The sequence below is a fragment of the Subtercola boreus genome (assembly GCF_003399635.1).
In the GTDB taxonomy this organism is placed as follows: domain Bacteria; phylum Actinomycetota; class Actinomycetes; order Actinomycetales; family Microbacteriaceae; genus Subtercola; species Subtercola boreus_B.
Window position 1 is genome coordinate 19,177 of the sequence record NZ_NBXB01000019.1, and the last position, 20,867, is coordinate 40,043.

At 69.2% G+C, this 20,867-nt stretch carries 22 protein-coding genes; 17 read left to right on the forward strand and 5 right to left on the reverse strand.

Annotation, left to right across the window (positions count from 1 at the left end):
* Positions 1–54: 54 nt before the first annotated feature.
* The 4 genes from B7R22_RS06420 (at position 55) to B7R22_RS19460 (ending at position 6,409) form a co-directional block, all read left to right on the forward strand.
* Positions 55–2,535: an ATP-binding cassette domain-containing protein gene (locus tag B7R22_RS06420; RefSeq protein ID WP_253258919.1), complete on the forward strand. Its 2,481-nt coding sequence runs from the start codon at positions 55–57 to the stop codon at positions 2,533–2,535.
* 357 nt (positions 2,536–2,892) lie between these two features.
* The gene (locus tag B7R22_RS06430) at positions 2,893–3,717 is read left to right on the forward strand and encodes a DUF3320 domain-containing protein (protein WP_116410950.1); all 825 of its coding nucleotides are present in this window, start codon (positions 2,893–2,895) and stop codon (positions 3,715–3,717) included.
* 475 nt (positions 3,718–4,192) lie between these two features.
* Positions 4,193–5,221, forward strand: coding sequence for a non-homologous end-joining DNA ligase (gene ligD / locus B7R22_RS06435; RefSeq protein ID WP_172582244.1), 1,029 nt, complete (start codon positions 4,193–4,195; stop codon positions 5,219–5,221).
* Positions 5,222–5,518: 297 nt separating this feature from the next.
* Positions 5,519–6,409, forward strand: coding sequence for a hypothetical protein (locus B7R22_RS19460; protein WP_216363406.1), 891 nt, complete (start codon positions 5,519–5,521; stop codon positions 6,407–6,409).
* 134 nt (positions 6,410–6,543) lie between these two features.
* Here B7R22_RS19460 and B7R22_RS06445 read toward each other — a convergent pair whose 3' ends face one another.
* Positions 6,544–7,167 (reverse strand): TIGR00730 family Rossman fold protein, encoded by a 624-nt coding sequence (locus B7R22_RS06445; RefSeq protein WP_116410951.1) that lies wholly within the window; start codon positions 7,165–7,167, stop codon positions 6,544–6,546.
* Between the two features lie 171 nt (positions 7,168–7,338).
* Between B7R22_RS06445 and B7R22_RS06450 the strand changes: the two genes are divergently transcribed.
* Complete coding sequence (locus B7R22_RS06450) at positions 7,339–7,734, forward strand: hypothetical protein (protein ID WP_116410952.1); 396 nt, start codon at positions 7,339–7,341, stop codon at positions 7,732–7,734.
* Positions 7,724–7,936 (forward strand): hypothetical protein, encoded by a 213-nt coding sequence (locus tag B7R22_RS06455; protein ID WP_116410953.1) that lies wholly within the window; start codon positions 7,724–7,726, stop codon positions 7,934–7,936. The genes B7R22_RS06450 and B7R22_RS06455 overlap by 11 nt, the downstream gene beginning before the upstream one ends.
* Positions 7,937–7,984: 48 nt before the next feature.
* Here B7R22_RS06455 and B7R22_RS06460 read toward each other — a convergent pair whose 3' ends face one another.
* Together B7R22_RS06460 and B7R22_RS06465 are read right to left on the reverse strand one after the other, a co-directional pair.
* Positions 7,985–9,061: an ATP-dependent DNA ligase gene (locus B7R22_RS06460; protein WP_116410954.1), complete on the reverse strand. Its 1,077-nt coding sequence runs from the start codon at positions 9,059–9,061 to the stop codon at positions 7,985–7,987.
* 49 nt (positions 9,062–9,110) lie between these two features.
* Entirely contained in the window at positions 9,111–9,575 is a 465-nt protein-coding gene (locus tag B7R22_RS06465; RefSeq protein ID WP_116410955.1) for a helix-turn-helix transcriptional regulator, read from the reverse strand.
* A 320-nt stretch (positions 9,576–9,895) separates the two neighbouring features.
* Between B7R22_RS06465 and B7R22_RS06470 the strand changes: the two genes are divergently transcribed.
* From B7R22_RS06470 to B7R22_RS06510, 11 genes are all read left to right on the forward strand, one after another.
* A complete protein-coding gene (locus B7R22_RS06470; protein ID WP_147305320.1) occupies positions 9,896–10,510 on the forward strand; it encodes a hypothetical protein in 615 nt (204 codons plus the stop codon).
* Between the two features lie 9 nt (positions 10,511–10,519).
* The gene (locus tag B7R22_RS06475; RefSeq protein ID WP_116410957.1) at positions 10,520–11,389 is read left to right on the forward strand and encodes an LLM class F420-dependent oxidoreductase; all 870 of its coding nucleotides are present in this window, start codon (positions 10,520–10,522) and stop codon (positions 11,387–11,389) included.
* A gap of 345 nt (positions 11,390–11,734) precedes the next feature.
* Positions 11,735–12,034 (forward strand): hypothetical protein, encoded by a 300-nt coding sequence (locus tag B7R22_RS06480; RefSeq protein WP_116410958.1) that lies wholly within the window; start codon positions 11,735–11,737, stop codon positions 12,032–12,034.
* Positions 12,035–12,106: 72 nt separating this feature from the next.
* Positions 12,107–15,271, forward strand: coding sequence for a helix-turn-helix transcriptional regulator (locus B7R22_RS06485; protein WP_116410959.1), 3,165 nt, complete (start codon positions 12,107–12,109; stop codon positions 15,269–15,271).
* A gap of 100 nt (positions 15,272–15,371) precedes the next feature.
* Positions 15,372–15,524 carry a hypothetical protein gene (locus B7R22_RS19150; RefSeq protein ID WP_172582245.1) on the forward strand — a complete coding sequence of 51 codons (153 nt, stop codon included), beginning with the start codon at positions 15,372–15,374 and terminating at the stop codon, positions 15,522–15,524.
* Positions 15,525–15,583: 59 nt separating this feature from the next.
* On the forward strand, positions 15,584–16,060 hold the full coding sequence (locus B7R22_RS06490) for a VOC family protein (RefSeq protein ID WP_116410960.1): 477 nt from the start codon (positions 15,584–15,586) through the stop codon (positions 16,058–16,060).
* Positions 16,061–16,064: 4 nt separating this feature from the next.
* The gene (locus B7R22_RS06495) at positions 16,065–16,622 is read left to right on the forward strand and encodes a mycothiol transferase (RefSeq protein WP_253258920.1); all 558 of its coding nucleotides are present in this window, start codon (positions 16,065–16,067) and stop codon (positions 16,620–16,622) included.
* Positions 16,623–16,753: 131 nt separating this feature from the next.
* A complete protein-coding gene (locus B7R22_RS06500; protein WP_216363407.1) occupies positions 16,754–17,584 on the forward strand; it encodes an SDR family oxidoreductase in 831 nt (276 codons plus the stop codon).
* Positions 17,585–17,672: 88 nt separating this feature from the next.
* Positions 17,673–17,969: an NUDIX domain-containing protein gene (locus B7R22_RS20195; protein ID WP_367379181.1), complete on the forward strand. Its 297-nt coding sequence runs from the start codon at positions 17,673–17,675 to the stop codon at positions 17,967–17,969.
* Between the two features lie 27 nt (positions 17,970–17,996).
* Entirely contained in the window at positions 17,997–18,173 is a 177-nt protein-coding gene (locus B7R22_RS20200; protein ID WP_367379182.1) for a hypothetical protein, read from the forward strand.
* Positions 18,174–18,340: 167 nt separating this feature from the next.
* Positions 18,341–18,553 (forward strand): hypothetical protein, encoded by a 213-nt coding sequence (locus B7R22_RS06510; protein ID WP_116410962.1) that lies wholly within the window; start codon positions 18,341–18,343, stop codon positions 18,551–18,553.
* On the opposite strand, the gene B7R22_RS06515 is transcribed toward B7R22_RS06510, so the two are convergent.
* Complete coding sequence (locus B7R22_RS06515) at positions 18,478–20,007, reverse strand: FAD-dependent monooxygenase (RefSeq protein ID WP_116410963.1); 1,530 nt, start codon at positions 20,005–20,007, stop codon at positions 18,478–18,480. The two genes, B7R22_RS06510 and B7R22_RS06515, sit on opposite strands and share 76 nt — an antisense overlap.
* Before the next feature lie 168 nt (positions 20,008–20,175).
* Positions 20,176–20,835, reverse strand: coding sequence for a hypothetical protein (locus B7R22_RS06520; RefSeq protein ID WP_116410964.1), 660 nt, complete (start codon positions 20,833–20,835; stop codon positions 20,176–20,178).
* Positions 20,836–20,867 lie beyond the last annotated feature (32 nt).

Genomic DNA, 20,867 nt, shown 5'->3' on the forward strand with positions numbered 1-20,867 from the left:
CTCCGCCTCCAATGACATGAGCGAATGTCGGAAGCCTTCGCTAGCATCGGTGCCATGACCGATACCCGCCACGCAGCCGACAGCCACGACCTCATCCGGGTGTTCGGTGCGCGCGAGAACAACCTCAAAGACGTTTCGGTCGACATTCCGAAGCGACGGCTGACGGTCTTCACCGGGGTCTCCGGATCGGGCAAGAGCTCGCTCGTGTTCGGCACTATCGCCGCCGAGTCGCAGCGGCTCATCAATGAGACGTATCCGGCGTTCGTGCAGAGCTTCATGTCGAGCCTCGCACGGCCCGACGTCGACGGACTGACCGGTCTCAGCGCCGCGATCATCGTCGACCAGGAGCGGATGGGGGCGAACTCACGATCGACCGTCGGCACGGCGACCGACGCGAATGCGATGCTGCGCATCCTCTTCAGCCGCCTGGCCGAGCCGCACGTGGGGCCGTCGTTCCACTACGGTTTCAACAGCGCCGAGGGCATGTGCCCGCGCTGCGAGGGGCTCGGCGAGGTGAACGACATCGACGTCGACGAGCTCGTCGACCGGTCCCTGTCGCTGCAGGATGGCGCCATCAAGGTGCCCGGGTACACGGCCGACGGCTGGTACGTGCGCATCTACACCGAGTCGGGCTTCGTCGACGGGGCGAAGAGGGTCGCCGACTTCACGCCGCAGGAGCTCGACGACTTCCTCTACAAGCCTGCGACGAAGGTCAAGATCGTCAACACGAACATGACTTACGAGGGTCTCGTGCCGAAGGTGCAACGGTCGATGCTGTCGAAAGACCGGGACTCCGTGCAGCCGCACATCCGCGCCTTCATCGAGAGGGCCGTCACGTTCACAACCTGCCCCGAGTGCCACGGCTCGCGCCTGAAGTCGGAGGTGCTCGCCTCCACGATCGACGGGCAGAGCATTGCGGACTGCACGGCGATGCAGATCAGCGACCTGAGCGTGTTCGCGCGGGGTATCACCGGCGCATCCGTCGCGCCGATCATCGAGACGCTCAGCCAGACCCTCGACTCGTTCGTCGAGATCGGGCTCGGCTACCTGAGCCTCGACCGCACCAGCGGATCCCTGTCGGGTGGGGAGGCCCAGCGGGTGAAGATGGTGAGGCACCTGGGCTCCAGCCTGACCGACGTGACGTACGTCTTCGACGAGCCGACCGTGGGGCTTCACCCGCACGACATCCAGCGGATGAACGGGCTGCTGCTGCGCCTTCGCGACAAGGGCAATACGGTGCTGGTCGTCGAGCACAAACCGGAGACGATCGGGATCGCCGACCACGTGATCGACCTGGGGCCGGGGGCCGGCACGAACGGCGGGGAGATCTGCTTCACGGGCACGGTGACGCAGCTGCGGGCATCCGACACCCTGACCGGGCGGCACCTCGGCGACCGCACGCGGCTGAAGGCCTCTCCTCGCGTCTCGCGGAAGGTGCTCCAGATCCGGGGTGCGACGCGGCACAACCTCCGGAACGTCGATGTGGATGTTCCCCTCGGTATTCTGACGGTGGTGACGGGGGTTGCGGGGTCGGGTAAGAGCTCGCTGATCCACGGGTCGATTCCGCGGGGCGCGGATGTGGTGTCGGTCGACCAGGCGCCGATCCGGGGTTCGCGGCGCAGCAACCCGGCGACCTACACGGGTCTGCTCGACCCGATCCGCACGGCATTCGCCAAGGTGAACGGGGTGAAACCGGCGCTGTTCAGCGCGAACTCCACCGGCGCCTGCCCGAACTGCAACGGCGCGGGGGTGATCTATACCGACCTGGCGATGATGGCCGGGGTGGCGACGGTCTGCGAGGAGTGCGGGGGAGCGCGGTTCCATGCGCAGGTGCTCGAGTACCGGCTGGGCGGGTCGAACATCGCGGAGGTGCTGGCGATGTCGGTGGCCGAGGCGGCGGCGTTCTTCGGAAGGGTGGGAGTGGGTGCCGGGGCCACGGCGGGTGTGGGGGCCAGTGCGGGTGGCGGCGCCGGTGCTGAGGCCGGGGCCAGCGCTCGCGCGAGTGGCGGGACCCGGGGTGGCGCGATGGTGGGTGCGGTGGATGGTTCGGGCGTGGGTGACGGGGCCTGGGTCGGTGCGGGAGCCGCTGACGCGGCGAAGGCCGGGGCCGGTGCTGCGGCGAAGGCGGCGCACGCGATCCTCCGACGGCTGAATGATGTCGGGCTCGGCTACCTGAGCCTCGGGCAGCCGCTCACGACCCTGTCGGGCGGGGAACGGCAGCGGTTGAAGCTGGCGATCCACACGGCGGAGAAGGGCGGCATCTACGTGCTCGACGAGCCCACCTCCGGGCTGCACCTCGCCGACGTGGAGCAGCTTCTCGGGCTGCTCGACCGGCTCGTCGATTCCGGCAAGTCGGTGATCGTGATCGAACACCACCAAGCGGTGATGGCCCACGCCGACTGGATCATCGACATCGGTCCGGGTGCGGGGCACGACGGCGGGCTCGTGGTGTTCGAGGGCACCCCCGCCGAGCTGGTGGCCGCGAAGTCGACGCTCACGGGCATCCACCTCTCCGAGTACGTCGGCGCCGTCTGACCCTCCCGCCGACCACCACGCCGCCTTCGGCGCAAGTTCGGCGCATCCGCGCCAGCTCGAACAGGAGCCGATGCGCCAAACAGGCGCGCACGCCACAGGGGGTGGCGGCGGCGGGGGCGTTGGCCGGTGTGGCTGCGGCGGAGGTGTTGGCGACGGTTGCGTCGCGGCGCTCGGCCCGGTGGCCTGAGGCGGTAGCGGATCCCCAGTAGGCTCGGTAGTGAACGGGACGTCATCCTGTTCTCCATCGCGTTCGCGAAGAACGATCGCGGCGGCATCCTGCTCGGCGGGCTGGCTTGGCGTTCGCGCCTGACGGCCGGCGACCGGGATGCCCTGCCCGCCGAGCTGCTGACGACACGCATGGGCTGGCCGGCCGTCGAGCGGGTCTGGTTGCCGACCTGGTTGCGCGACCGCGACGCCGAGGTCGAACGCCTTGTGCGTGCGGCCCGGGAAGCTGCGGGGCAGGGTGCAGCGGGGCAGGATGCTGCGGTGCAGGGTGCAGCGACTCAGGATGCCGCGGGGCCGAGCGATTCGCAGGGTGCCCCGGAGGCGGCTCCCGTCGAAGCACGTGCGGCCACGACTGCCGGATACGGCGGCCGCGTCTGTGACGGCGGCCGAGCCGCCGACGTTTGGGCCGACGTTCCCGAGAGGCGTGCGTACACGCCGAGCCGTCGCGGCCAGCCCGTCGACCTCGACCGGCTGCACGATCCGGCGACGCGGGCGCAGCTGACCTTCGCGGCGGCCGAGATCATCCAGATCGAGGGCCCCGTCTCGCCGGAGCGTCTCGTGCAGCACTGGGGTGCCTCGTTCGGCCTGCAGCAGGTGGTCGCCCGCCGCTCGGGGGATCTGCTCGCGCTCGAGCTGCCCGGCATCGTGCGGGGAGAGGAGGGCTTCCGGTGCCTCGAGGGAGAGTCCCCGGGCATCCATTCGCACTGGCAGAGGTCCGGCCGGGTTGCCGGGCGCGCCGTCGAAGTCATTTTGCTGGTCGAGCTCAGCAACGCCATGCAGGCGATCGCCCGCCGCCGATTCGGCGTCAGCCACGCCGACCTCGCGCGGGAGACCGGCCAGGCCTTCGGACTCGCCCGCCTGACGGCAGGCATCCGAGTACGACTGGAGCGTGTACTCGCCGTAGCGGTCGCACGCGGCCTGCTCACCGAGCGGGCAGAACGCCTCTACGCAGCGTAATGACGTGCGCATTTCAGGCACAGCCGGCCGTCAGCGCACATTCCGACGTGAAGTGGCCTCTGGCCTGAGTTACGGGTGCCGGGGTGCCGGGTGCGGGCGTGCGTCCACGCTGCGATTCCCTGCCACGTCAGCCCGGACAGGAAATCGCTTGGCTCATCGAAAATCCCGATCGACGCATTTCGAAGAAGGCCGCGAGTTGTCAAAGAATCAGCGACGCTCTTCACCGTGCAGTGAATCACAAAAGTTTTCGAGGTGAACCTCGGCGGGGTCGTACCGGCAGGAAGGTGGACATCCCGAGGGCCTCACCGCATGCTGCCTTAGCAAATGCCTGGTGTGGCGCCGGTCGAGAAGATGTCTTCATGCCCCGTGCTCGAGCTTCCGCAGGGCGGTCAAGCGAGCAGCCAGAACCATATCACAGAATGAACATCGATCACCAATCCGTGTCTCGACGGACCACCACCACTACCGTGGAACCATGGCAAGCGAAGCGGTGATGCTCGATGTACCCGGTGTCGGCGACGGTGAGGCGAGACAGGTGCGTCTCTCGAGCCCGGGCCGTGTGCTCTGGCCCGGGCCCGGCATCACGAAGCTCGACCTCGCGAACTACATGATCGAGGTCGGTGAGGCGTTCGTGCGGGCGAACGGCGACCGTCCGGTGTCGCTCCAGCGCTTCCCCGAGGGCATCGACGGCGAGCAGTTCTTCTCGAAGAACCCACCGAAGGGCGCGCCGGCGTTTGTGCGCTCGGTGATGGTGGTCTACCCCAGTGCGCGCACGCATCCGCAGCTCGTCATCGACGAACCGGCGGCCGCGGTCTGGGCCGTGCAGATGAACACGGTGGTGTTCCACCCCTGGGCGTCGCGAGCCGAGACCAGCGACTTTCCCGACCAGTTGCGAATCGACCTCGACCCGCAGCCGGGAACCGACTTCGACGACGCGATACCCGCCGCGATCGAGCTGCGGAAGGTGCTCGAAGAGGCCGGCCTCGAGGCGTTCGTGAAGACCTCCGGTAACCGTGGCCTGCACGTCTTCGCGCCCATCGAGCCGACGCACGAGTTCCTCGAGGTGCGGCATGCCGTCATCGCGGCGGCCCGTGAACTCGAACGGCGGATGCCCCAGAAGGTCACCACCGCCTGGTGGAAGGAGGAGCGCGGCACCCGCATCTTCGTCGACTTCAACCAGGCGAACCGCGACCGCACCATGGCCGGTGCCTACAGCCCCCGCGCTCTCGCCCATGCGCCCGTGTCGACACCGCTTCAGTGGACCGAACTCGAATCGGCCGACCCGAAGGCGTTCACGATCGGTACGGTGCCCGAGCGGCTCCGGATGACCGGCGACCCGTGGGAACGGATGCACGAGCATCCGGCGACCATCGACATCCTGCTCGCCTGGTGGGATCGGGACGTCGCTGCAGGGTTCGGCGAACTGCCGTTTCCGCCCGACTATCCGAAGATGCCAGGGGAGCCGCCACGCGTGCAGCCGAGCCGCGCGAAGAAGACCGAATAGCGTTTCTGAGCGGGATTTCGTGCGCTCTATAGGCATTTGTTCAGGAAGTCGACGTATTTTTGCTGCTTCGCCCGGCTGACAACCCCAGGTCGCGGGCGTTCGGTGAGATGACCCCCCTGCGTCTCGCCTACGAATCCGACTGACATCCTGTCCGCGTGAGGCCGCTTACCCCGGCTGGTGCGGAGCCTGTTGCGCCCGAGCGGCCGACACTCAACGGATGCCCGTGTGCCCCAACGCGAGGCGACACCGGTCGGCCGACCATTGGAAGTCATGCAGCCCGAATCATCCGCTTCACCCGTGTCCGAATCGGCAACACCCGAATCGGCAACACCCGAAACAGCAGTACCCGGATCATCCGGTCCCGCATTCCCCACCCGTCGCTCGCTCCGGAAGCCCGGCAAGCGGTTCCGGAGCCGCAAGGTGCTCCTCTCCGGCGCGATCGTCGCCACCGGCCTCCTGGTCGGCTCGGGTTTCGTCGTGCAGTCGACCGTGTCGGCGAACCAGGCCGCTGCCGAGGCCGCTGCATCCACCGCCCGCACCCAGACCGATGTCGTGGCGCGGGTCGAGCAGTCGAAGATCGACGCCGACGCCCAGAACGCCCTGTCGAAGGCGAACACCGTTGTCGACCAGGCGCAGACGAAGGTCGACGCGACTCCGCTCATCGCCTCGATCGCGACGCTCAACAACTATTCCGAGCTCGACATCCAGACGGTGACGGCGCTCACGACGCAGACGGTCTCGCAGGCCGACACCATCGCCGCAGCCACCGCCGAGGCCGACCGGGTTGCTGCCGAGGCCGCCGCCGCAGCCGCTGCGAAGGCCGAGGCGGATGCCGCCGCCGCTGCCGCAGCTGCAGCCCAGGCGCTCGCCGACGGCAACACCGTCTCGGGCGCCAAGGCCACCGCCGCGAGCCTTGCCTCCAGCGAATACGGCTGGGGCGACAGCCAGTTCTCCTGCCTCGTGTCGCTCTGGTCGAAGGAATCCGGATGGTCGTACCAGGCCTACAACGCGTCCAGTGGCGCCACGGGCATCCCGCAGGCCCTGCCCGGAAGTAAGATGGCGACGATCGCCGACGACTGGAAGACCAACGCCACCACGCAGATCAAGTGGGGCCTGGCCTACATCAAGGGTTCGTACGGAACGCCCTGCTCGGCCTGGTCGCACTCGCAGTCGGTGAACTGGTACTAGCCCTGGGGTTCCCCAGGGCGCTGCCGGCACTGCTCGGCCGCTGATTCGGGCCCCGAAGTGACCCATATCGCTCCAACCCTACGCGGGCAGAGCGATATGCGTCCCTTCGGGGCCGAGCCCGCGACATCCGGAGATCAGGGCTGCACGGGCAAGAGGTTGCTCATCTCGCTGCCGGGGGAGACCGCCACTCGGGCGGGCGGCTGGTAGCTCCGGAACGACGCCACGAGCTCGTCGATCGAGTCGGAGAACTGCAGCATCCCGGTGTACCGCGGGTGCGTGAATCCGCGATCGCGCATCGACTCCACCAGCACGACCAGCGGGTCGTAGTAGCCGGACACGTTCAGGAAGCCGCAGGGCTTCTCGTGGATGCCGAGCTGGGCCCAGGTCCACTGCTCGGTGATCTCCTCGAGCGTTCCGGGGCCGCCGGGCAGCGCGAGGAATGCGTCGGAGAGCTCGGCCATCATCAGTTTGCGCTCGTGCATCGAGTCGACGATGAAGAGTTGGCTGACGGTGTCGTGGATGATCTCCCGCTCGTGCAGCGCCCGCGGAATCACCCCCGTGACCTGCCCGCCCGCCTCGAGCGCAGCGTCAGCGACCGCGCCCATGAGCCCCACATGTCCACCGCCGTACACCACGCCGATGCCCTGCTCGGCGAGCGTCCGGCCGACGGTGTGTGCGGCTTCGAGGTAGACGGGGTCGTTGCCGGTGCTGGATCCACAGAACACGGCGATCGTGAACGGGCGTGCGGGTTCTGTCATGTGAGCCTTTCGGTGCACCCCGAAACTAGGCCACCGGTGTTACGGCTGCGTTACCGCCCGGCAAACTCGCCCCTCCCGCGCTGGCACAGGGGGCTGAATATCGCGATTTTCATGTGAAAATGTGTCAATGAATCTCTGTCCTGCTCGTCTCTACGCGGCTACGCTGCCGGGATGACCGTGGAAGACTTCGTGAACAGCGCCTGGGAATGGATCCGATCCCCGGGATTCGCGGGCTCGGCCGCCGTGGTCGCTGCGGTCATCGCGTTCACGACGGCTCGGAAGGATCGGCGTCAGAAGGAACGAGCCGAACGAAAGGCCCAGTGGTGGAGCCGTGCGGAGTGGGCGCTGAATCAGGTGACAGACCGGGACGATTTCACAGCCCAGATTGGTCTGAATGTCCTCGACGCGCTGGGTAACAGTGAGTGGGCTGGCGAGCACGAGGGGGATGTCATCGCGGCCGCAACCGCCCCTTTTCTCAGCGAGAACCAATCGGTGGTTGCTGACAATCCGTCACAGATGGGTGATAATGGGGTGAAAACGAGATCGGAGGCCCACGATGACGAATGACGACAGAGCGACGTCGACCTCTGCCTCGGTGCGGAGGCTCTCGAGCGTGGCAGAATCGCAGGCGGCGGGCGCGACCGACGCTCGTGTCGGTGTGAGCCGCGGCACGCGGATTGCTGCCGCCCGCGCCCGCAGGACGGCCGATGTGAAGCGTGGCAAGGTCACACCGCCGTGGATTATCGAGTTGGCGGAATCCGCAGGCTGACCCCGAGGGCCAGTGCGCCGCGTCCGCGCGACACGTCTGCGGTCGGCCTCAGACCAGCACCTCGGAGAGGTCGTAGGCGATCGGGCGCTCGAGCTGCTCGTAGGTGCACGAGCGCGCCTCGCGGTCGGGCCTCCAGCGGTCGAACTGCACGGTGTGCCGAAAACGCTGGCCCTCCATCTGGTCGTAGCGAACCTCGACGACGAGTTCGGCGCGGAGGCGCACGAACGAGACGTCCTTCGATCCCGAGAAGCGGCTGCGTTCGGTCTCGCCGCGCACCATCTCGCCGTCGGCGTCCCGCTCGACGTAGGGTTCCAGCTCGTCGATGAGTTCCAGGCGGCGGGCGTCGCTGAAGGCGGAAGCACCGCCGACATTCTGCAGGTCGCCGCCTGAGTTGTAGAGGCCGAGCAGCAGGGATCCGACGCCCCGGCCGCTGGCGTGCATCCGGTATCCGAGCACCACGACATCGGCCTCACGGTGGTGCTTGGCCTTCAGCATGATGCGTTTGCCGGGCGCGTAGGCTGCGGCGAGCGGTTTTGCGACGACGCCGTCGAGCCCGGCCCCTTCGAACTCGACCAGCCAGCGCCCGGCGAGGGCCTCGTCGGTGGTGACCTGGCTGAGGTGCAGCGGATGCCCGAGGCCCGCCATCAGCGTCTCGAGGGCTCTGCGGCGCTCACCGAAGGGGCGGATCGCGTAGTCGACGTTGTCATCGTCGGAGTCGTCACCCGCGCCGACGCTCAACACGTCGAAGGCGACGAACATCGCCGGTGTCTCGGCGGACAGTTTCGCGACGCGGCTGGCCGCCGGATGGATGCGCTGGCTGAGTGCCTCCCAGTCGAGGCGTTCGCGACCGGGCTCGCCGGAGCGCACGACGATCTCGCCGTCGAGCACGCACGGCCCGGGCAGCAGGGTCTGGAATGCCTCGACCAGCTCCGGAAAGTAGCGCGTGAGCATCTTCGAGCCGCGGCTACCGATCTCGACGTCGGTTCCGTCGAAGTAGATGATGGCGCGGAAGCCGTCCCACTTCGGCTCGTAGCTGAGGCCACCCTCGACGCGGTCGGCGCCAGGCACGGTCGGGGTGGCCTTGGCGAGCATGGGGGTGACGGGGTTCTCCGGGCTGTAACGCATGCTCCGATCATGCAGCACGCGTCGCCCCGGCGACAGTGGCTTGCCCCGGTCAGAAGTCGTGGTCGCGGGCCCACATGGCGGCGCTGGCGCGGTCGTCGACACCGAGGTGCCGGAAGATGCTGCCGATGTGCGCCTTCACTGTGCGCTCGGCGATGCCGAGCTCCTGGCCGATCTGCTTGTTCGAAAGTCCGCGGGTGACGAGTCCGAGCATCTCGGACTCGCGTGCGCTCAGCGGGGAGGTGCGCGCCGAGCCCGCGACATCCTGCGCCGCAGCCGCAGCCGCAGCCGCAGCCGCCGCAGACGGCGCTGGCAGCGCGACCTGCGCACCCGGCAGGAGCGCGCCCGCCACGCGCGGGTCGAGCGGGGAATGCCCGAGGGCAGCAGAGCGGATCGCCGCCCGGTGCGACGGCGGCGCCTGCAGCACCTCAGGCATCCGCAGCCGCCAGCGCGTGCGGGCGCCCGGCGCCGTCGACAGAGCCAGCTCGGCACCCGCCTCCGACACGACGTCTGCCATCACCCGCAGCGGTGGCGACCCAGACGAGCAGGCGCCGTCGTGCGACGGGGGCCTGATCCCGTCGGCCCGCGGGATCCGTCACGACGATCCAGGCGTCGGCGGTGGTCGGGTGAGCTGGCATCGGGTGTCTTGACCCCCTTCTTCGACTCGCGTTCATGTAGGCGACAGGCGCCGGGCGATCCACTCGGTGCCGCACGGCTCGTACAATCTAACTGGCGCGGTTTCGTATTCACGATCGCACAGGTTGCGACAGCGGCGCCCTCGCACGGATTCACAACACGAACGCGGCACTCGGTGCGGCACAGAGGGGCACAACAGTCATGGCAGCAAGCACGGGAATGAAGTGTCCCGTCTGTGGCAAGTCCGTCGGTGTCGGCCTGGTCTCGGGCACGCTGATCCAGCACGAGAACAAGAACGGAGAGCGGTGCGCGGGCACGGGCCAGGCTCCCGTCGTGGCGGCCCCCCGGGCATCCGCAGGCTCCGGATCGGGTTCGGCGGCGACATCCCGCGCCCGTTCCTCCGCGGGTTCGGCGGCGGCCGAGCGGTACAAGCCGTCGACCGGCACGAGTGTGACCGGCGCGGGTTCGGGTGCCGGTGCCGGAGGTTCGGCGGCGGCGCGGCAGACCGCTCCGGCGCGTCGCGGCGTCACCGTGCGGAAGGTCGAAGTCAACCAGGAGTGGTTGAAGGCCCGCGAGGAGAAGCAGGAACGCCTGCGCCTCGAGCGCGAGGACCGCGCGCGCGCCCGCAACGAGATCTACTCGACCGGGATCGGCGAGGAGGGTGCGGGCGCCGATGCCTCCGAGGTTCCGCCCAGCGCCGATGTGCCTGAAGACGACACCGAAACCACCGAAACCACCGAAACTACCGAAACCACCGAAACCACGACCGACAGCACCACCGAAGAATTCACCGGGGAGCCCTCCGCGACGTCGTAGAGTCGGAACATGAGACTCGGTATCCACTTCGCGAACTTCACCCTCCCCGGCGGCCCCGAAGCCCTCGCCCCCACGCTTGCGGCGACGGCCGAAGCGGCGGAGGCGGGCGGCGTTTCGCTGTTCACCCTGATGGACCACTGGTTCCAGATGGAGAGCCTGGCGACATCCTTCGATCCGATGCTCGAGGGCTACACCTCGCTCGGGTTCCTCGCCGGCAAGACGAAGACCATGCGCCTCGGGCTGCTCGTCACCGGAGTCACCTACCGCCACCCCGGGCTGCTGGCGAAGATCGTCACCACCCTCGACGTGCTGTCGGAGGGTCGCGCGATGCTCGGCATCGGTGCCGCCTGGTATGAGCGCGAGCACCTCGGCCTCGGCGTGCCCTATCCCGACATCAGCGAGCGGTTCGAACGTCTCGAGGAGACCCTGCAGATCTGCCAGCAGATGTGGAGCGACAACACCGGTCCCTACGACGGCACGCACTACCAGCTCGCCGAGACGATCTGCGTGCCGCAGCCCCTGCAGAAGCCCGGCCCGCCCATCATGATCGGCGGCAGCGGCGAGAAGAAGACCCTGCGGCTCGTTGCCCAGTACGGCAATGCCTGCAACATCTTCGACATCGGCGTGGAGGGCGTCGCGCACAAGCTCGACGTGCTGCGCGGGCACTGCGACGCGCTCGGCACCGACTATGACGCGATCGAGAAGACGCTCATCACGGGCGCTGACGCTCTGGATGCTCCCGACACGTTCCTCGCCACGATGGAGCAGTACGCGGCCATCGGCATCGAACTCGTGACGACGGCGCCGAGCTCGCCCGAGCCGGCCGCGTGGGTCGCCCGCACGACGGAGGCCGTTGTGCCGCGCCTGTCCGCGATCTGACGCGCGCGATCTGACGCGCGGCTCGCTCACGCTCCTCGAGCGCGCCCGCGTGCGCTCGTGCCGAATGGCGATCGAGAGGACGCTAAGTGCACCAATCCGCGTCCATGGGAGCACTTGGCGTCCTCTCGAGCGCGGATGCGGCGCGTGGCGAGCGCGCGCGGCGGGTGGCGAGCGCGCGCGGCGGGTGGCGACGGAGGGCTGCGCCAGAGGGAGGTGACTGCCGCAGGGAGAGGGGGCTACGGCGGAGATAGGGCGAACGGCGGATGCCCGAGGGGGGTCTTAGCGGCGAGCGTGAGGGCATCGATCCGAGAGGCGCCCGAACGGCGCCGACGAAAGAAGCCGCACATGCAGATCTCCGAAGCCTCCTTCCTCCACCTCCAGGCCAGTGAGGAGCAGCGGTTCACCCGCGAACTCGAACTCCGGCGCCTCGCCCGTGAACGCTTCGGTGACCAGGGCGCGCCGCTCGGGCCCTCGGTGCTCGAGCGAATGATCCACGCCCTCGGGCTCGGTGCCGGGCGCCGGGCGACGAGACGGCTGCACGCGGCCCGCGTCATCGCCGAACGGCGGATGGCGCTCCGCCGCTCATCGGTGGGTGGCGTCGCCCCCGCTGGCCGCCCCGCCGAGCCCGCCTCCGCCGCCCGGTGACGGCGGAGCGGTCGCCCGGCCTCGCCCGTGTCACCCCGTGACGCTGTCGGCGGCCGGTGGCACGATGGGGGAATGCAGACCATCACCCCGGCATCCCTCGTCGGCCGCGAGTCCGAGCTCGCGGCCCTCGCGAGCGCGTATGCCGATGCCGCAGACGGCGCTTTTCGGGTGGTCATCGTGGGAGGTGAGGCCGGCATCGGCAAGACGCGACTGATCGCCGAGTTCCTGGCCGACGTGCCGCAATCCTCGTTCGTCGTGCGCGGCCAGTCCGTCGACCTCGGAATCGACGCCACGCCCTACGCGCCGGTGGTGGCGGTGCTGCGTTCGCTGCGGGAACAACAGGGAGCCGATACGTTCGCCGCTCTCGCCGGGTCGGGATTCCGTGCGCTCGCCGTGCTGCTTCCGGAGATGCTGGCAGCAGGGGGCGGCGGACCTGATCCCGCCGCAGTCGGCGGAGGCGCGGATCCCGGCGCGAGCGCCGGACAGGGGAGTGCCGAACGGCTCTTCGGCGCGGTGGCCTCGCTTCTCGAGGCGGCCTCGGTCGAGCATCCACTCGTCGTCGTGATCGAGGACCTGCACTGGGCCGACCAGGCCACCCTGTCGCTTCTCGGCTTTCTCATCAGGCTCCTCGACGAGGCGGCGCTGCTGTTCGTGCTGACGTTCCGGAGCGATGAGCTGGCCCGAGGCAGCGCCCTGCGCCGGTGGATGCCCGAGGTCGATCGCAGTCCGCGCGTCAACCGGCTCGAACTCCGGCGGCTCACGCGCAAGCAGGTGCGCCAGCTCGCCACGAACATCCGGGGCCGGGCGCCCGACAGTCGGGAGATCTCCCTCGTCGTCGAACGCACTGACGGTGTGCCGTTCTTCGTCGAGGAGCTCTTCGGCTGTGGTCCGTCGTTCAGCATCGACGGGCTTCCGGAGACGCTCCGCGGTATTCTGCTCGCCCGCTACGACACTCTGACCGCGCCCGCCCAGAAACTGATGCGCCTGCTCGCGGCTGGCGGCATGCGGATCGAACACGAGCTCCTTCAGGCGGTCACCGACGAATCGCCCGACGCGATCGACTCCGCCGCGCACGAGGGGGTGCTGGCGAGCATCCTCGTCGTGAACGACACCGCCTACGCGTTTCGGCACGCGCTCGTTCGGGAGGCCATCCACGACCAGCTGCTACCCGGCGAGCGTGTGCGGTTCCACACCCGATTTGCCGAGGCGCTGGCGACTCCGGCCGGCGGCTGGTGTGTCGACTCCTCCGTCGTGTCGTACCACTGGATGATCGCCCACAACTCGCGGAACGCCTTCGAGTCGGCGATCGCTGCCATGGCCGAGGCGAGAAGGGCCTTCGCGTTCCTCGGCGCAGCCCGCATGGGCGAACGCGCGCTGGAACTCTGGGACCAGGTCGAGGAGCCTGCCGCCCTGGCAGGCCGATCCCGGGTGGAACTCCTCGCGGACACCGCGCATTCGTTGCGGAATGCGGGCGAGAGCGACCGTGCTGTCGCGCTGATCGACGACGCGATCGCGCTGGCGGTGGAGGAGGGGCTGGGCCGGTTGCCGGGCGCTGCAGCCGTTGCGAGGCGGACGGGGGTTCCCGGTGAGTCACTCTCTCCCGAAGTCTTCGCCCGGCTCCTTCGCGACAAGGCCTCGTACCTCGCGAACCTCGGCCAGGTCGGCTCGGTGGAGCTGCTGCGCCAGGCACTGGAGGTGCTCGGGGGCAGCCCGCCGAGCGTGCTCCGGGCGAATGTGCTGGGCGAGCTCGCAGCTCGTCTCATGCTCGACGCCCTGTTCGATGACGCGGTCGACACGGCCGATGCGGCCTACGCGGAGGCCGAACGGGTCGACTCCGGTGCTCGCATGTCGGTCGCGCTGAACATCCGCGGATTCTCCCGCTTCGCCCGCGGACAGGTCGAGGAGGGCCTCGCCGATCTGGGTCTCTCGGAGGCGCTCAGCCACGGCAACGACTCGGCCCGGCTCCGTCACGCGGTGAACCTCTCAGACGCGCTCGCGTTGATCGGCCGGTTCGGGGAGGCGATCGAGACAGCGGAGGCGGGTGCCGAGTTCGCCCGCGCCCGCGGCGTGGAGCGCACATCGGGCGTGTTCCTGACGTTGAGCGTCTCCTCGTCGCTCTTCGCCCTCGGGCAGACCGAGCGCGCCGGCGAGCTCCTCGACCACGCCCTCGAGCTCGATCCGCCCATCGGTTACCGCGCACCCGTCCAGAGGCTGAAGCTCCATTCCACCCTGTGGTCGGGCGACATCGCCGAAGCGGAACGGCTGCTGCGGGGGTGGCGCCCGGGGCTCCGGCAACAGTTGCGCATCGACGTCGCGCAGCGCCTCGGGCTGGCGATCGTCGCCGGCGAGATCGCCCTGGCAGTGGGTGCGGTCGAGCGGGCGTGGTCGGAGGTGGCCGTGCTCCTGGAGCCCGGGCATCGGGCCTTCCCCGCCTACGACCTGCCGTTGGTGTGGGTGGCGGCCCGCGTCGTCGCAACCGCGCGGGCGACGGGGTTGCAGCTCACCGTGCCGGTTCCGGATGGCGGCGTTCCGCCGCTGGGCGTGGGTGCCGCCGCGCCGGCGGATCTGCTGCGCGTGGATGCTGCCGTGTCGGCGACGCCGCACCTCAGGGGTGCTGTGGCACCCGCAGACACCTCGATCGCGCTCGAAGAAGGGCTCCGCGGCGTGCTCGCCGCCTCCCTCACCTGGCCCACAGCCGCACCCTACGCCGCCCTGGTGGAGGCCGAGTTCGGCGGCGCCCGCGGAACCGGAACAGACGCAGCGCTGTGGATGCTCGCCGCCGCTGCCTGCGAGGTACCGTCCGTGCCGGTGCACCTCCGCGCCTACGCGGCCCTGCGCGCGGCGGAGGCGTTCGCGCTGGCCGCTGACAGGGCATCCGCTCGCCGTTGGGCGCAGCTCGCCCGCGAGCAGGCGGCACCGATTGGCGCGGTGCTCGTGACCGCCCGCGTCGTGGAGCTCGAGCGGAGGGTCGGCCCGATGGCCGTGGGAACGCGTACCGGGCCGCACACCTCGCCCCGGTCATCCGCAGCTCCCGAACTCACCCTCGAGGTGCCCCTGACGGAGCGGGAGCGGCAGGTGCTCGACCTGCTGGCCCACGGTCTCACCAACCGCCAGATAGCCGACCGGCTCTTTATCAGCGTGAAGACCGCGAGCGTGCACGTGTCGAACATCCTGCGGAAGACCGGCTCCGCGAGCCGCACCGAGGCCGCCTACGTAGCCCGCAGCCTGCGCCTCTGAACGGCTTGGCTCCAGCCGACTAGGGCATCTGCCCGATGTGCGCCCGGCACCTCAGCGACGAATCTCGACACCACACGAGAAACGTCACGAAAGGCGCACCATGTTCTTCCTCATCCTGCTCGCCCTGCTTTCCGCCATCGCCGTCGTGGCCACCATCGTCCAGGTGAGGCGCGACGGGTATGCACCTGTCGCCGCCCGGCCGGGAACACCTCCTGCAAGACAACCCTCGCGGCACGTCGGGGGTGGTCGCTAGGCTGACCGCGAAGGTCGGTTCGGGGAGCCACTGCCGGCCACCGTCACGAAGGAGTTCCCATGCAGGCAATCAGTCCGTTCCTCTGGTTCGACAACCAGGCCGAACAGGCGGCAGAGTTCTACGTCTCCATCTTCGACAACTCGTCGATCACGAGCATCTCGCGCTACCCCGAAGGGTCTCCCTACCCCGCAGGCACTGCGATGGGTGTCAACTTCGTGCTCGACGGCCTCGAATTCCAGGCCCTGAACGCGGGCCCGATGTTCCACTTCACCGAGGCGATCTCGTTCTTCGTGCCCGCCGAGACGCAGGAGCGCATCGACTACCTCTGGCAGGCGCTCCTCGCCGGCGGCGGCACCGAGTCGCAGTGCGGCTGGCTGAAAGACCGGTTCGGGCTGTCCTGGCAGATCGTGCCCCCGGCCCTCGGGCAGTTGTTGGGCGACCCCGACCCCGAGAAGTCCAGCCGCACGATGCAGGCGATGTTGAAGATGCAGAAGATCGTCATCGCCGACCTCCAGCGCGCGCACGACGGGGAGTGAGCCGGTGACCGACAGCACCGCTCCCGGCTCGGACCAGCCCGACGGGATCTCCGCGGTCGACGTGCTGGCCGACGCCTTCACACGCGTGCTCGGTTCGGTGCACGGAGTGCTCCGCGGCGTCACGCCGACCGATCTCGCCGCTCGCATCGACCCGGGGGCCAACACGATCGCGTGGATCGTCTGGCACATCGGCCGGGGGCAGGATGCCCAGGTCGCCGCCCTCGCCGGCACCGAGGAGGTCTACACCAGCGCCGGGTGGCACGAGAGGTTCGGGCTGCCCTTCCCCGCCTCCGCGAGTGGCTACGGGCAGAGCGCCTCCGACGTCGCAGCGCTCGACACCGTCACCGCAGACCTTCTCACCGGCTACGTCGAGGCGGTTCACGCCCGAACGCTCGAGGTCCTGGCCGGGCTCACGCCGGGCGAGCTGTCCCGCATTGTCGACGACTCGTTCGACCCGCCCGTCACCCTCGCCGCGCGGCTCGTCAGCGTGGTGAACGACGGCACGCAACACGTCGGGCAGGCCTCGCTCGTGAAGGGGTTCGCGAGGCGCGCCCGGTCCTGACGATCATCCACACGCCGTCCCCTCGCTGAGCGGGCGATCATCCGTTTCCCACCCGGCGTTCAGCCAATCGGGCAGGTTTCGCACTCCGAATGCGTTGGGCAGAAGGTAGGCAACACGTTGAAGGGAACACAATGAAGGTCTGGTTCATCACGGGAACGTCAAGGGGCTTCGGCCACGAATGGGCTGAGGCTGCCCTCAAGCGCGGTGACAAGGTCGCGGCGACAGCGCGCAACACCGACTCGCTCAAGGATCTCGTCGAGAAGTACGGCGACAACATCCTGCCGATCTCGCTCGACGTCACCGACCGTGCGGCAGGTTTCGCCGCCGTCGCAGCGGCGCATGAGAAGTTCGGCCGGCTCGACGTCGTCATCAACAACGCAGGGTACGGTCACTTCGGATTCGTCGAGGAGATCACCGAAGACGAAGCTCGCGCACAGCTCGAGACAAACGTCTTCGGGGCGCTCTGGATCACGCAAGCGGCGCTGCCGTTCCTCCGCGCGCAGAAGAGCGGCCACATCATCCAGGTCTCGTCCATTGGCGGCATCTCCGCGTTCCCGCTGGTCGGCATCTACCACGCCTCCAAGTGGGCGCTCGAGGGCTTCAGCCAGTCGCTCGCACAGGAGGTCGCCGATTTCGGCATCAAGGTCACCCTGATCGAGCCTGGCGGGTTCTCCACCGACTGGGCCGGATCGTCGTCATCGACTTCCGCCCCTCTCGCCGACTACGCCGAACTCCACACGAAGGTCGCGGAGGCGCGCACGTCCCGTAACGCAACGCCCGGTGACCCGGAGGCCTCGGCCGCAGCGATCCTGAAGGTCGTGGATGCCGACGAGCCGCCTCTTCGCGTCTTCTTCGGCAGCGGCCCGCTCGGCATCGCGAAAGCCGACTACGCCTCGCGGATCGAGACGTGGGAGAAGTGGAACGACGTCTCCGTGCTGGCGCAGGGCGGCTCGGACTCCTAGCCTGCCAACACCACTGGCGGCCCGCCCGCGCCTCCACCTTCAGTGGGGCGGGGCGGGTGGCCAGCGGATGTTCGGCTAGCCTTTCGACATGGCGACACCCGACTTCGTGCTGGACCTCCGCAAGGCCGTCGGCCATGCCCCGCTCTGGCTGATCGGCACCACGGCCGTTCTGACCCGCGAGACGGAGGCGGGGCCGGAGCTCCTGCTCGTCAGGCGGAGCGACAACGGCGCGTGGACGCCCGTCACCGGAATCATCGACCCGCGCGAGGAGCCCGCCGACGCAGCGGCCCGCGAGACTCTCGAGGAGGCCGGCATCGTCGCCGTGGCCGAACGGCTCGCCTGGGTGCACACCATTCCTCGCGTCACCTACCCGAACGGCGACTAGGCCGACTACCTCGATTTCACGTTCCGTATGCGGTACCTCTCGGGCGAGCCGCACCCGGCCGATGAAGAGAACACGGATGCCCGTTGGTTCAGCGTGGACGCACTCCCGCCGATCTCCGCGAATATTCGGATGCGGATCGACCATGCGCTCGCCGATGACGTCGCGACGGAGTTCGTCCGCGCGGTGGCCCGCCCCACGCCCTGACCCGGTCGATCTGACGCGGGCGACGCGGGGGACGCGCACAACCTGACCTGGGCGACCCCCGCCGGTTCGGCAACCGTTCACCGAACCCTCACCCGCGACATCCCGTGCCGCGGCCACAGAAGCGGCCGGGCTGCCTAGCATCGGAGGCACAAGGAAGGATGCCCCCCATGCCCGATCGCCCGCTCCCGATTCCTGACCAGCTCCTCCGTGCGCTCTGGCGTGTTGTCGAGCTGTCCGTCTTCATGGTGCTGATCGTCAAGGATCGCCGTGTCCCCACCTGGAACAACCCCGCCGTCACCACCGGTCAGACTGTTCCGAACCACTCCGTCAGGGCCTCGACCACGCCCGCGCTGCTGCCGCAGCCCACCCAGGCCACGTAACCGTCGGGGCGCACCAGTACCGCCGTCGGCGGCTCGACGGCACCCAGCTCGGGGAGCTCCCAGCCGCCGCTGGCCCGAGCCCACACCAGACGCACCCGCTCCCGCCACGGGCCGGACGACTCCACTGAACCGCCGTCGAAGTCGATCAGCAGGGGCCGAGCTTCGTGCAGGAGGGTGAAGACTCGCACGCTAGACCCATCGGCCAGGAGCAGGTCGAGATCGGGCATCCGGCGCCCAAGAAGTGGATGATCGACACCCTCGGCCTCGCCCGACCTGTAGTGCACCCCGAGGCCTGACAGACGCGCGCCGAACCGTCTGCGCCCGGCCTCGGTCGACAGCAGATCGGCCACAGACGCTGCCACCGCCTTCGAGCGGGCATCCGTCCGGCGGAGCGCCACCTGCGCCAGAGTGTCCTGCAGCACCGCGGCTCCGACCGGGTGACGCTCGCTCTGATACGTGTCGAACAGCGACTCGGGCGACACGCCCGACACCACCTGCGCGAGCTTCCAGCCGAGGTTCATCGCGTCCTGCACGCCTATGTTGAGCCCTTGCCCGCCTGCGGGGTAGTGCACATGGGCTGCGTCGCCGGCGAGCAGGATGCGCCCCGAGCGATACGTCGTGGCCTGGCGCGCGGCATCCGTGAAGCGCGAGATCCAGGTAGCGGAGCGTGCGCCAAAGTCGGTGCCCCACACCTCGCGCATCGCCGCGCGCACCTCGTCGAGGGTGGGCTCGCCGCCCTGGCGCAGCTCACTCTCGGTGACGACGACGCGGATGGTCGACCGTCCCGGCTCGACGGGGCCGATTCCGTGCGTGCCGCGCTCGCCCTGCACCATGCCCCATGCCGGTTCGTCGGTGTATTCGACTTCGGCGACGATGTTGCTGACCGTGGCATCCCACCCCTCGAACCCGATGCCCGCGCCCTTACGCACCAGACTCTGCCCTCCGTCGCAGCCGACGAGGTACTCGGCGCGCAGGCGCGAACCGTCGGCGAGATGCACGGTGACGCGCGGGTCGGCGTTCGGGGCGGCCTCGCTGGCCGCCGCCCCCTCCGCCTCCGCCCGCCCTGCGACCGCTTCGACCCCGATCACCTCGCTGCCATACCGGATCGTCACGCCGAGCTGGGCGAGCCACCCCGCGAGGATCGCCTCGACGCGGTTCTGCCAGAGCCCGAGGCCGTACGGATACCGCGTCGGAAAGTCGCTGATATCGAGAACGGTGCCGCCGAACAGCTGCGTCTGGGCGGGAGAGCCCTCGGCGATCATCCGGTCGGCGATGCCGCGTTGGTCGAACATCTCGATCGTGCGCGACTGCAGGCCACCCGCGCGCGATCCCTTCAGCATATGGTCGGGCCGGCGTTCGAGTAACGCCACGGGGATGCCCGCGAGCGCCAACTCGGCCGCGAGTACCATCCCGACCGGCCCCGCGCCGACAATCGCAACTGCACACTCTTCCATCGGAGGCTCCTGTTCCGGGGCCGGAACCGGCCCTCGGGGCAGTCTGCCGCAGCAGTGGGGTCTTGCGGCAAGCCCCCACCCGGGCGATAATTTGGGTACGGCAGGGAGATGCTCTCCCTGCTTCTTCTCGTTGGGGGAACGGCACCTGACACATCCGAGCGTGGTAGCTCAGGCCCGGTCAGGCCCGAGGATCTGCTCTGCAACGCTGCTCGGCTCCGCACCGGCGATCCGCCCCGCCGCGAGCTGGCCGCGCACCTCGTGTTTGAGCGCCGCGAGCTCGTCGACGTCGAGGGTGCCAGCGTCGACCGCGGCGAGAGCCGCTTGCAGCCCTTGGTGCTGCTCGAAAGCACTCTTCGTGCCAGTCATCGCCGCGACCAGGACCTCGAGACTCCCGAGCTCCGGACGCCTCTGGATGATCGCCAGCGCAGTGACACGCTTGCCCTCGTCGCGCGAGGTCGTCAACTTCCTCACGTCATCCCGCCGCAGCGCCGGCCTCTTGGCGAGCCGATGACCGCGGTCCACACTGGTCTGCAGGGCCGACGTTCTCCCGTTCCCGGTCGGCGCCCCCGCCCCGCCGCGTTCGGCCCCGGCGTGCCCCGCCCCGCCGAGCGCGGCCCCGGTGCTCACGGCCTGCGAAGCGGGCGATTCGGCTGCGGCGGTGAGACGGAGGGCCTCGTCCCGCAGACGCCGTGCCAGCACGACGTCGCCCGCCCCTTCAGCGACATCCGCCCCGATCAACCGTCGCCTGACCTCGCCGAGCGTCACTTCTGCCTGCGACAGCCGCGCAGCCGTGTCGTCCCGTCGTTGATCGTCTCTCCACTTGCGCACCTGCTCAGGCTATCCGCCGGCAACCGCCGAGC

Bases quoted from the DNA above. Each gene is read 5' to 3' on its own strand.
- B7R22_RS06420 (WP_253258919.1), top strand. From the start codon at position 55: ATGACCGATACCCGCCACGCAGCCGACAGCCACGACCTCATCCGGGTG.
- B7R22_RS06430 (WP_116410950.1), top strand. From the start codon at position 2,893: ATGGGCTGGCCGGCCGTCGAGCGGGTCTGGTTGCCGACCTGGTTGCGC.
- ligD (WP_172582244.1), top strand. From the start codon at position 4,193: ATGGCAAGCGAAGCGGTGATGCTCGATGTACCCGGTGTCGGCGACGGT.
- B7R22_RS06445 (WP_116410951.1), bottom strand. From the start codon at position 7,167: ATGACAGAACCCGCACGCCCGTTCACGATCGCCGTGTTCTGTGGATCC.
- B7R22_RS06450 (WP_116410952.1), top strand. From the start codon at position 7,339: ATGACCGTGGAAGACTTCGTGAACAGCGCCTGGGAATGGATCCGATCC.
- B7R22_RS06455 (WP_116410953.1), top strand. From the start codon at position 7,724: ATGACGAATGACGACAGAGCGACGTCGACCTCTGCCTCGGTGCGGAGG.
- B7R22_RS06460 (WP_116410954.1), bottom strand. From the start codon at position 9,061: ATGCGTTACAGCCCGGAGAACCCCGTCACCCCCATGCTCGCCAAGGCC.
- B7R22_RS06465 (WP_116410955.1), bottom strand. From the start codon at position 9,575: ATGGCAGACGTCGTGTCGGAGGCGGGTGCCGAGCTGGCTCTGTCGACG.
- B7R22_RS06470 (WP_147305320.1), top strand. From the start codon at position 9,896: ATGGCAGCAAGCACGGGAATGAAGTGTCCCGTCTGTGGCAAGTCCGTC.
- B7R22_RS06475 (WP_116410957.1), top strand. From the start codon at position 10,520: ATGAGACTCGGTATCCACTTCGCGAACTTCACCCTCCCCGGCGGCCCC.
- B7R22_RS06480 (WP_116410958.1), top strand. From the start codon at position 11,735: ATGCAGATCTCCGAAGCCTCCTTCCTCCACCTCCAGGCCAGTGAGGAG.
- B7R22_RS06485 (WP_116410959.1), top strand. From the start codon at position 12,107: ATGCAGACCATCACCCCGGCATCCCTCGTCGGCCGCGAGTCCGAGCTC.
- B7R22_RS19150 (WP_172582245.1), top strand. From the start codon at position 15,372: ATGTTCTTCCTCATCCTGCTCGCCCTGCTTTCCGCCATCGCCGTCGTG.
- B7R22_RS06490 (WP_116410960.1), top strand. From the start codon at position 15,584: ATGCAGGCAATCAGTCCGTTCCTCTGGTTCGACAACCAGGCCGAACAG.
- B7R22_RS06500 (WP_216363407.1), top strand. From the start codon at position 16,754: ATGAAGGTCTGGTTCATCACGGGAACGTCAAGGGGCTTCGGCCACGAA.
- B7R22_RS20195 (WP_367379181.1), top strand. From the start codon at position 17,673: ATGGCGACACCCGACTTCGTGCTGGACCTCCGCAAGGCCGTCGGCCAT.
- B7R22_RS20200 (WP_367379182.1), top strand. From the start codon at position 17,997: ATGCGGTACCTCTCGGGCGAGCCGCACCCGGCCGATGAAGAGAACACG.
- B7R22_RS06510 (WP_116410962.1), top strand. From the start codon at position 18,341: ATGCCCGATCGCCCGCTCCCGATTCCTGACCAGCTCCTCCGTGCGCTC.
- B7R22_RS06515 (WP_116410963.1), bottom strand. From the start codon at position 20,007: ATGGAAGAGTGTGCAGTTGCGATTGTCGGCGCGGGGCCGGTCGGGATG.